Annotated in this window: 5 protein-coding genes; 3 read left to right on the top strand and 2 right to left on the bottom strand. The window is 39.6% G+C overall.

Annotation, left to right across the window (positions count from 1 at the left end; translation table 11 throughout):
• Positions 1 to 3: 3 nt before the first annotated feature.
• Positions 4 to 474 (bottom strand): hypothetical protein, encoded by a 471-nt coding sequence (locus tag ASG21_RS01560; protein WP_056074888.1) that lies wholly within the window; start codon positions 472 to 474, stop codon positions 4 to 6.
• A 127-nt stretch (positions 475 to 601) separates the two neighbouring features.
• Between ASG21_RS01560 and ASG21_RS20515 the strand changes: the two genes are divergently transcribed.
• From ASG21_RS20515 to ASG21_RS01545, 3 genes are all read left to right on the top strand, one after another.
• On the top strand, positions 602 to 2,629 hold the full coding sequence (locus ASG21_RS20515; protein WP_082482329.1) for a M43 family zinc metalloprotease: 2,028 nt from the start codon (positions 602 to 604) through the stop codon (positions 2,627 to 2,629).
• Between the two features lie 177 nt (positions 2,630 to 2,806).
• Entirely contained in the window at positions 2,807 to 5,776 is a 2,970-nt protein-coding gene (locus ASG21_RS01550) for a reprolysin-like metallopeptidase (protein WP_056074884.1), read from the top strand.
• Positions 5,777 to 6,149: 373 nt separating this feature from the next.
• On the top strand, positions 6,150 to 10,664 hold the full coding sequence (locus tag ASG21_RS01545) for a GEVED domain-containing protein (protein WP_056074882.1): 4,515 nt from the start codon (positions 6,150 to 6,152) through the stop codon (positions 10,662 to 10,664).
• Positions 10,665 to 10,892: 228 nt separating this feature from the next.
• Here the strand turns inward: ASG21_RS01545 and coaE are convergent, their stop codons facing one another.
• Complete coding sequence (gene coaE / locus ASG21_RS01540; RefSeq protein ID WP_056074880.1) at positions 10,893 to 11,528, bottom strand: dephospho-CoA kinase; 636 nt, start codon at positions 11,526 to 11,528, stop codon at positions 10,893 to 10,895.
• Between the last annotated feature and the right edge of the window lie 4 nt (positions 11,529 to 11,532).

Here is an 11,532-nt window from a genome sequence, read left to right as displayed (position 1 = left end):
GAATCAATTTCCGCCCTTTTTCGTTCCTGCAGCATTTTGAATGCTCATATACAGATCTCTCAGCTGTTGCGGAGGATTTCCCGAATCAAATTCTGATGAGCTGTATGTTTTACCGTCTTTTTCAATTGTGATTACAGAAGCTAATGCAGCGTCACTGTATCTTTTTGTTGTTGGTGAAGGATAAGTGCTTATTTCAGCGAGATTTAACTTAACGGTTTGCCCGGATAAAGTTTTCCATTCAGAATCAGATAAAATGCTGCCTGTTACAACACCATTCTTGGTAGTCTCTATTTTACCGGGAGTAACCTTGAAAACACGTTGTGTTCCTCTTGTGCTTTCGGAGAGAGATATACTTTGAATTAAGGCTTTATCTACCACAGTTTGATCATTATTCGTTTTGTTTACGACTTCTTTGTTTGTATTGCAACTAACTGCTAGAAATAAGGCAGAAGCGAAAATAACGTAATTCTTCATATTATTTTATTTTGTGAAAATTATTGTAAATATAGGATGGTTTTCTTATTTTTTTTAAATTAAGTATTAAAAATTTTAATCTAAATAGAAATTAAATTATATTTGCGAAAGTAAAATAATATTTGTTATGATGAATAATTCTACAATTTCAAAAGTAGTTTTTCTATTCTCATTTATCATTTTTGCCACAATGTACGGGCAGAGAGTTGATGAAAATAGTAAACTTGAGTTTGGAAAGGTGTATACTGTAGATCAGCTGAGAGATATGAATGGTCTTATACGTTGTTCTTCAACTGAATACGAAAAATACTTACAGACTAAGTATCCTGGGAGAATGTCTGATGCCGAATTTGAAGCATGGCTGGCTCCATTGATCAAAAATTCTGCTGCAAAATCGCAAAATGGGGATATCATCACTATTCCGGTAGTAGTGCACGTAATCCATTCCGGTCAGGCTTATGGTACAGCTCCAAACATTCCTGACGGTCAGGTAACTTCACAAATTACCGTAATGAATGAAGACTTCAGAAGAATGACTGGTACCCGTGGATTTAACAATGTGGCGGTAGGTGCTGATACAAAAATTCAGTTCGCTCTGGCAAAAGTTGATCCAAACGGAAATCCTACTAATGGTATTGACCGTGTGAATCTTTGCTATTCTGCATGGACAATGGCAAGCGTGAATTCATACGTGAAACCGAAAACAATCTGGGATCCGACACAATATATGAATATGTGGAGTGTAAACTTTTCTGATACAGGTCTTTTGGGATATGCACAATTTCCATCAAATTCAACCTTAACAGGTTTGGACGTAAATGGTGGTTTGGCTACAACCGATGGAGTAGTGGCAGGTTACTGGTGTTTTGGTAGTGCTGATTATGACGATGGAACATTCTCATTGGCAGATGACGTTGATTTAGGCCGTACAATGACACACGAGGTGGGTCACTTTTTAGGATTGAGACATTTATGGGGTGATGGTCCATGTGCAACAGATTACTGTAATGATACACCATTCTCTTCCAATGCAGGAAACGCTCATTATATCTGTAACCCAAATCAGGACTCATGTCCTACACAACCGGGGTTAGATATGGTGAGAAATTATATGAACTATACTTACGATCTCTGTATGAATATTTTCACGGTGGATCAAACCGCGAGAATGATTACAGTAATGAATAATTCGCCACGCAGAACTTCCCTTAAAACTTCTACAAAAGATATTGCAATTCCATTATTTGCTAATGACGGTGAAGTGAAATTGGAGACTCAGTGTTTAGGTTTTAGTTCAGCCTGTACTGCAACTGCCACGCGCAACGTAAAAATTTCTCTTTATAACAGAGGGACTGCAAATATGACTTCTGCTGTAATCACTTTTGGCGTAGGAACCAATATTGTGTCTCAAAACTGGACTGGCAATCTTGCTCCTAACAGATATGCATTAGTAGATTTAGTAGTTCCTGCAACTATGCCTACAGGCGATATGGTTGTTACAGTAACTACGGTTAACGGATCTGCGGATCAGAGAGCATCTAACAATTCATTCACCTCTTACTATGTAGGTGTGGGGCCTGTTACTGCTGGACAGGGTGTCTTTACATTTACTTTACAGAGAGATCGTTATGGTTCTGAAATCACATGGAATTTAAAAAATAGTGGTGGTACAACGCTTCAAAGTGGTGGTCCCTACACGGACACTCCTGCAACAAGTCCGCTGCCGGCTGTCATTACCCAAAACTGGACTCTAGCTCCTGGTTGTTATACATTTACAATCGAAGATGAATACGGTGATGGTATTTATGATACTGGAGGGTTTTATAATCTGAAAGATGCTTTAGGAAATACAGTTTTTCAAGGTACTCAATATCAGGATATTCAAACAAGAGCTGTCAATGTAGTAGTTTTATCTACAGGTGAAGTTAAGCTGGAAAAATTTGAGATTTATCCTAATCCTGCTACAGATGTTTTAAATGTAACAAAAGTTTCAGATAAAGCTAAGTATGAAATTCACAATGCAGCAGGTCAGTTGGTTAGAGCTGGTAATATCAGCAACAACCAGGTTAGAGTAGCCGAATTGGTAAAAGGAACTTACATTATTACTGTGAAAGACAAAGGAATTTCAGAAACAATGAAATTTATCAAAAAATAATAATACATTTTAATTTATTATATTTATTAACCTCCGAACTTCGGAGGTTTTTTTTATATTATTGATACTTATAATCTAATTATTATGTTAAATCAAATAAATCGTATTATCAATTGTAAGATAATGCTTACATTTGAGATTCAAAAATTTACAAATAATTCAAAAATAGTTCATTATATGAAAAAATTGATTACTGTTTTGTTTTGTAGCGTGTTGGGAGTTACAGCTTCTGCGCAATGGACGAAGGCTTCTGCAGCGTCAGCGAGTGGCAAAAGAACGTCTACTATAGGAGCTGCAACAATAGGTGAGTACTACAAACTGGATCTGAACTTATTAAGATCAAAATTAAAAAACGCACAGGAGTCTGGCCCAAATGCCAAGCCTGTTGAAATTTTAATCCCCACGTTGCACGGAAAGATGGAAAGATTTGCTGTTTACAGTTTTCCTGTAATGGTGAAGGAGCTCGCAGACCAATATCAGTTGGGATCTTACTCTGGTGTAGGTTTGGATGACCCAACCAAATTGGTGAGATTCTCTCTTTCTCCCAATGATTTCCAGTCGATGATAAGCCACAATGGCAGTTATGAATTTATTGATCCACAGGATACAGCAAAGACTGTTTACTTGGTTCATCCTAAATCTGGTGGCTCAGATAAGGTGTTCCAGTGTAGCACATCAGAAAGCCCTGTAGCTGTTGAACAACTTGAAAAATTGAAGCTGCCTGGTCAGTCTTTCTCTCATCAGCCTGGTGATTTTTCCAAGATGTCGGATAAGAAATACAGAACAATGAGGCTTGCAATCTCTGCTACAGGAGAATATACTGCCTTTCATGGTGGTACTGTTGCAAGTGCACTGGCGGCAATTAATGCTACAATGACGAGGGTAAACTTCGTTTTCGAAAAAGATCTTGCATTGCATTTAAATATTCAGAATTATCCTGGAATTATATATACAAATGCTGCAACTGATCCGTATACCGGAAATTTGAATTTACAGTTGCAACAGACTTTGACTGCTAGTGTCGGAAACGCAAATTATGATATCGGACACGTTTTTAATGCTGCCGGAAACAACGGTAATGCAGGATGTATTGGTTGTGTCTGTATAGCTCCGACGACAGCGGCTCCTCTGAGAAAAGGTTCTGCTTTTACTCAAAGTACAAGTCCGGTAGGAGATACTTTTGATATTGATTTTGTTGCTCACGAAATGGGGCATCAGTTGGGAGGAAATCATACCTACTCACACGTTCTTGAAGGTGCAGGAGTAAATATGGAGCCGGGTTCAGGGTCTACTATTATGGGATATGCGGGTATTACCGGTGGCCCGAATACGGATGTTCAGATGAACTCTGATCCTTACTTTCATGTAGCAAGTATTGTGCAGATTCAAAACAATCTTATCGCTAAAACGTGTGATGTAGAAACTACAATTGCCAATAATGCACCAGTCATTGGTACATTGCCTACTTACACTATTCCAAAAGGAACTGCTTATGTACTGACGGCACCGGTAACAGACGCGGAAAATGACCCACTTACCTACACGTGGGAGCAGTTTGATGCAGCAGATGTTTTTGCGAATGTAAATGATGATCCGATTACGGCAAGCAATTTAGGAACAACAACATTCGGTGCTTCTTTCAGATCGTTTGCTCCTGTTACAAGTCCTACACGTTACTTTCCAAAACTTTCTTCGGTATTAAACGGTGTTCTGAATAATTCAAACAGCGGATGGGAGTCTGTTTCTAATGTTGCGAGAGAATCAAATTTTGCGATAACAGTAAGAGATAATCATCCAATACCTACGCAGCAGCAGACACAGTCTGCAATACAAACCATCAATGTAGGAGCTGACGGACCTTTTAAATTAACTACCGGTGGATTTTTATTCAGCAATGCTGCCAACATAATTACATGGGACGTTGCCAACACAGGAGCTGGAGCGTACAACTCTCCAAATGTAAAGATTGATTATTCTACAGATAATGGTGTTACATGGACAGTTATTTTGGCATCAACATCTAATGACGGAACAGAATCCATCGCTGCTTTGCCTGCAACATTAAATGGACAAACTGTTGCACTGAGAATTTCTTCAATAGGAAATGTATTTTACGCTTTAAAGAAAATGACGGTTGCAGCACAGGTTGCTTGTGGTACAGCAATTACAGGTGTTGTAGTGTCAAATATAGGTCCCTCAGGTGCTACCGTAAGCTGGCCTGCAGTGTCTGGTGCCACTTCGTACGTTATTCGGTATAAGAAAACTTCATTAACTACGTGGCAACAAACAACTTCTACAACAAGCACGGTTAATATTTCAGGTCTTTCTGACAATACTGCCTATGAAGTCCAGGTCGCTGCAGTTTGTGGAACACAGGGTCCATTTTCTACAAGTACAAACTTTACCACAGCTACACTTTCGTACTGTACTATCACAGCAACTAACGCTACGCAGTACGAATATATTTCAAATGTTACATTGTCATACAATGGCACGGCTTTGTTGAATAATACGTCAGGACCTTCAAATTACACAAATTATACAACCAACACTGCGCTTCAGACAACAGTAGCAGCAGGAAATACCTACGGATTGTCGATCACTGTCGGAACTCCGGATTGGGATACCTCAGCAGTCTTTGTTGACTTTAATGCAAACGGTGTTTTTGAAAGTACGGAAAGAGTGTTAAATTATCCAACCGCAGTTCCTACTGCGCCTATTACTGGATCATTTACAGTTCCTGCATCTGCTGTAATAGGTGTTCCACTTAGAATGAGAGTTATCCTGTATTACGCTGGATCTGCAAATGCTGGATTATCGTTAGGCGGTACCTTTGCGGGCTGCGGTACCTTTGGCTATGGTGAAGTAGAGGATTATAATTTATTAATTCCATCTTTAAGTACCAGCGAAACTTCTCTGGTTAAAAACAGTATTCAGATTTATCCGAACCCTGCTACTGATGTTTTAAATATTACAAAAGTTTCAGGTAATGCTAAATTTGAAATTCACAGTGCAGTTGGGCAATTGGTGAAATCTGGAACGATTAATGATAATCAGGTAAGAGTAGCCGAATTGGTGAAAGGTACATATTTGATTACAATTAAAGATAAAGATCTTACAGAGACGGTTAAGTTTATTAAAAAATAGATTTTTCTAAAAATCTTTTAAAACCTCAGAATTTTCTGGGGTTTTTTGTTTTGAAATATTCTGATTAAAGCATCTGATTTACTTATATATTCGTATATTAATAAATATATAATTTTCTAATCAGGCGTCATTTATTGGTTTTAATAAAATTTTCGTAAAAAATTATATTTAAACTTTATGATAATGATTAAAAATGATTAGATTTGTATTTAATATAAAATTTTATAGCCTATGAAGAAATTCTTTACATTTTACTCATTTCAACACACAAAAAGGTTTAATACAGATTCCCTGTTTTAAGCAGTTCAAACAATTTTATCAATAAAACTATGTGTAATTCTTATTATCCTTTCGGATATAAATATTTTAAAATATGAAAAAATTATTACTGATTTGTGGTCTGCTGATCAGTCTGTTTTCTTCTGCTCAGGTGGTTCAGATAACCACTGGAACAGCAGGGACACCGGCTTACAATGCAGGACCGGTCTACCGTTCAAGTGCGGCCAGTTCATACGATGCCAGCAGGTATACTTACCTGTATACTTCCAGTGAGCTTGCCACTGCCGGTATTACCGCTGGAACTATTATCAATGATCTGGGGTGGGTAAAAAACAATAATGCCACCACGACAGGAGGGGGAATCTTCCGCATTTATATGAAAAATACAACTGCGACTGCCTTTGCAGCTGCATCAGAAACCTGGGCTAACTTAAATACAGGTGCGACGATGGTTTATCAGAATTTAAACCAGGCAATCCCTGCTACGCAAGTTCCCAATTATATTGTATTTGCATTGAATTCACCATTTACCTACACTGGTGGATCTCTGGAAATCTCTGTAGAATGGGATATTAACCAGGTTTCGGGGAGTCCATCTACCGGAACTTTTGACTGGTTGTGGAGTACAGTGCCGAATCGTATTTATGGTAGTGGTAATACAACTTTAGCTCCTATTACTACACTGTCATCAACTACCAATTCAATCAGTACGATAGATGACAGACGACCGTTTTTACAGATAGGCTATACTCCGGGAACGCCATGTTCAGGTGCAGTAACAGCTGGTGTAGCATCTGCATCAGTATCTTCAGCCTGTGCGAATACTCCGTTCACACTCTCACTTGCAGGTGCTACTTCTGCAGGAGGTATTACCTATCAGTGGCAGGCATCACCTGCTGGAGCCAACACATTTACCAACATTGTGGGAGCTACAACAATGTCTTATTCTGTTACAAACCAAACTGCAGCAACAGATTACCGTTGTGTTGTGACATGTACTAACGGAGGAAGCACTCAAACTTCCAATGTAGTTTCTGTAGCTCAGAATACACCATTGCAATGCTTAACATACTGTACTCCAGTATACAGTACTGGGTGTAGTAGTGGTGACAATCTCAACAGCGTTGTGATTACAGGGGTGGCAGGATCTGTAATCAGTGATCTCAATACCGGCTGTAACGGTAATGGATATTATGACAGAACATCTGCATTTACACCGGTTAATATTTTACCTGCTCAGTCATACCCTGTACAAATGAATACCACTTACAGCTCACCAACATCAGAAGTTGTAAGTATCTGGATAGACTTTAATGACAACGGAGTTTTTGACGCATCAGAAAAACTGCTGACAGATCTACCGATGGCACAAAGCCCGGCTTTTGCCACAGCAAACATTGCTATTCCTGCCAATGCACCTCCTGGTGTTCACAGAATGCGTGTCCGTTTAATCTACAGTACAACAAATGTTGACGCCTGTGCTTCCGCAACATGGGGAGAAACTCATGATTATAATGTGAATGTTCTTCCGCTTCCTGCCTGTACAACAAATCCACCGTCTAATATTACTGTAGGACCGATAACACCTACTACAGCAATGGTTAACTGGGTACCGGCTACAGGAGCAACTTATATTTTGAGATACAGATTGTCTCCAAGCGGTCCTTGGATTACTGTTCCACTTAATACTCCTCTTACAAGCAGTTACATGATACCTTCACTAAATGAGCTTACAGCTTATGACGTAGAGATTGCCACTATCTGTGGAGGGACAACAGGAGCATTTTCAGCTACAACAACGTTTACCACACCTGCGGTTACCTATTGTACTGCCTGGGCAACTTCTGCCGATGAGTTTATTTCTAATGTAACGGTAACCCCAGTAGGAATGCCACCAATGGTGAGCACCTCTACAATGGCTACTGCAAGCCCATATTACTCAGATTATACGGCAGATCCTGCCCGTCTGATAACACTTATCCGAGGTACAGCTGCAAATAATATAGTATCTGTAACCAGATCATGGCCGGGAACAGTTTACAGCTGTGCTACTGTAGTTTGGATTGACTGGAACAGAAACGGTGTTTTTGAAGATAGCGAGAGAGTTCTAAATCAAGCATCTAATAATACGCCGGTTAATACTTCAACAGGTTTTGCTGTTCCGGCAGGTGCTTATGCAGGCAATCTTAATCTCAGAATGAGAGTTATCATCAGAGAAAGCACTACGCCTACTGCGTGTGGAACTTTCAGCTGGGGAGAAGTGGAAGACTACTCTGTTAAACTGATTGATCTTCAGCCGTGCAGTACTGTTGCACCAACACCAGTGAACTTCGGAACAGCTACTGCAACTACGCAGTATGTATCATGGATGCCGACAGCAAATGCCACATACAGAATCAGATGGAGACAGGGAACGGCCGGTGCATGGTTGCCTGCAACACTTGGATATCTGGAGTTGCCTGCAGGTCAGAGCTGGCATACAATTACCGGACTTACAGAGCAAACCGCTTATCAGGTACAGGTTCAGGCTAAGTGTGGAACTACTTGGGGAGCATGGGGAGCATCATGGCCTTTCACTACTCCACCACTTACTTACTGTCCGATGATTGGGGGAGGAACTACTGATCATATTGCCAACGTTACAGTGAGTCCTACAGGCCAGGCTGTGATGAGTAATACCTCAACTCAGAATGGTTATACATTATACAATACTCCTGCAACTTTAATCAATCTGGAAATTGGTTCTACCAATAACCAAATTTCAGTTGCCAAAGGTTGGACAGGTTCTACATTTGCTGACGCAGTGACGGCCTGGATTGATTATAACAGAGACGGAACTTTTGCCAATGATGAGAGAATATTGATCTCTCCATCAAATACTACAACACCGGTGACGGCAACATTTAATGTGCCGGCAACAGGGGTTTATACAGGACCATTTAATACTACTATGAGAGTTGTATTAAATCGAGGTGCTGCGCCAACGATGTGCACGAGCCCTGCAAATGGAGAAGTTGAAGACTATTATGTAAAACTGAGACCTTGTAATAATGTTGCTCCGGCACCACCTACATTTACTACAGTTACACATAATTCTGCTATTGTAAACTGGGTTAATGCTAATAACAACCTTAACTTTATTGTACAGTACAGACCAATTGGTACTACCACATGGACTAATGTAAATGCTTCAACAATAACAAATAACCCTCCATTGACGTTAACAGGTTTAACGCCTGCTACAACGTACGAAGTTCAGATATCTGCAGTTTGTAATGGTATCGCCGGAACTCCGGGAGCAATCAGAACATTCACTACAAGATGTGATCCTACACCTCCAAACGTGACGATTTCTAATGTGACTTCAGGTTCTGCAACTGTTACATGGAACCCTATTGTGCCAAGTGCAACTTACATCCTTAGATATAGAGTAGTTGGTTCTAATACATGGATCGATGTTATATTACCAGCTCCTCCTACAAATACTTATATCTTAACTGGTTTAAGTTCATATGTAACTTATGAGGTTCAGATTGCCAATATCTGTGTGGGAGAAACCACTCCAAACCCATGGTCTAATCCGGTAGTGTTTACAACAGTGAGAGTTTGTGAAATTCCGCCTCCGGGATTAACGATTACACAGCTGAATCCTACAAGTGCTGAAGTTACCTGGGATGCTTACACCGGAACCGGAGCTACCAACAGCTATATTTTAAGATACAGAAAAGTGGGAATTCCGAGCTGGACGACGGTTACAGTAAATAATACCAATACTCACTTAATAACCGGTTTACTTGAACTTACCAAATACGAAATGCAGATAGCCAACGTATGTACTGGTACTCCAGGTAACTTTACACCGCTGTACTACTTTACAACTCCTACTGTAACCTACTGTCAGATGGGAGGAAGCAACGCTGGAAGTGAATACATTAACAAGGTTACTGTTACACCTTATCAGGGTCAGGCCTATGTTAATGAGACTACAGGTGGTGCTCCGGGATATCATTATTATGAAACCAACACAGACGGTAAGCAGATTGTTTTAGTTCAGGGAAGTCAGGGTAACGTAATCAGAGTTAATAAAACTTCATCTACCGGTACCAATACCGGAGTGGCAGTATGGATTGACTTTAACAGAAACGGATACTTCGATGTAAACGAGAAAATCCTTTCAAACGGACCGAACAGTGCAGATAATGCAAGCGCCGCATTTACAGTTCCTGATGATGCTTTCGTAAGCCTTACAGATTACAAATACGTAATGATGAGAGTAGCAATGCAGAAGGACGGTGTTCCTGTAAACTGTACCAGTTTTGCTAATGGTGAGGTTGAAGATTATCTTGTACGAATTGTTAAGCAGGCTGTAATTAATCCACTTAACCAGACTGATATTATGATTTACCCTAACCCGGTAAGTACAATACTGAACGTGAAAAACATTAGCAAAAAAGCTAATTACAAAATTTACAGTGCAGCAGGTCAGCTGGTATCAGACGGATTGATCCTGAACAACAAAATTGACGTTACCAGATTAATTAACGGACTTTACGTGATTGAACTGGTTGATGGCGACAAAACTGTTCAGAAGAAATTTATTAAAGAATAATAAATTAAATTTTAAAATAGAACAGGCTCTCAGAAATGGGAGCCTGTTATTTTTAGCAAATAATTCTCAGTTCTAAAGGATCTGTTTAATTAAGACAGTTGTAAACATCTCAGCATAACGCTTCGTGCCTTCGACAACATTGGGTGTAGAATTACAATCAAAAGTAAAAATGGTTGGACTATAACTCACAAAAAATCCCGCTGAAAATTTTTCAGCGGGATTTTTTGTTTATTCAATTTCAAAGATGACTTTTTCAGTTTGATCTTTCAAATCGTCAAGATTGGTGTTGTTGTAAATGATGCAGTCTGCCAGCTTGATCTTTTCCTTTTCGGGCATTTGCTTTTCCATCACGGTCTGTACTTCACGGTAGGTTTTTCCGTCTCTGTCCATCACTCTTTTTATTCTGATATTGTCTTCTGCAGTAACCAAAATTGAGCGGTGACATTGCCTGTTTAATTTTAATTCAAACAAAAGAGCGGTTTCTTTAAAAATCAGATACTTCTTCTGCTCTTTTACCCATTCTTCAAAATCAATACGCACAGCGGGGTGAATAATTTCATTCAGTGCATGAAGCAGTTCATTATCGTTAAAAACTATTTCTGACACAAATTTGCGGTCGTAAAGTCCTTTTTCATCATAGGCTTGCTGACCGAGGAGTGCTTTAATTTTTAATTTTAAATCTTCATTGTCATTCACGATGTCTTTCGCGCGGTCATCCGAATAATACACCGGAAATCCGCAGTCTTCAATGAATTTGGCAACGGTTGTTTTTCCTGAACCGATTCCTCCCGTCAGACCAATAATTTTGGGAGCGGATAAGGGATCGGGGTCGTTTTTCTGATTTTCTGAATTCAGTCCTTCCATAACT

Source organism: Chryseobacterium sp. Leaf394 (assembly GCF_001424105.1).
Lineage (GTDB): Bacteria > Bacteroidota > Bacteroidia > Flavobacteriales > Weeksellaceae > Chryseobacterium.
The sequence above is the reverse complement of the archived record's forward strand: the minus strand, read 5'-3'. Positions and strand labels throughout refer to the sequence as shown.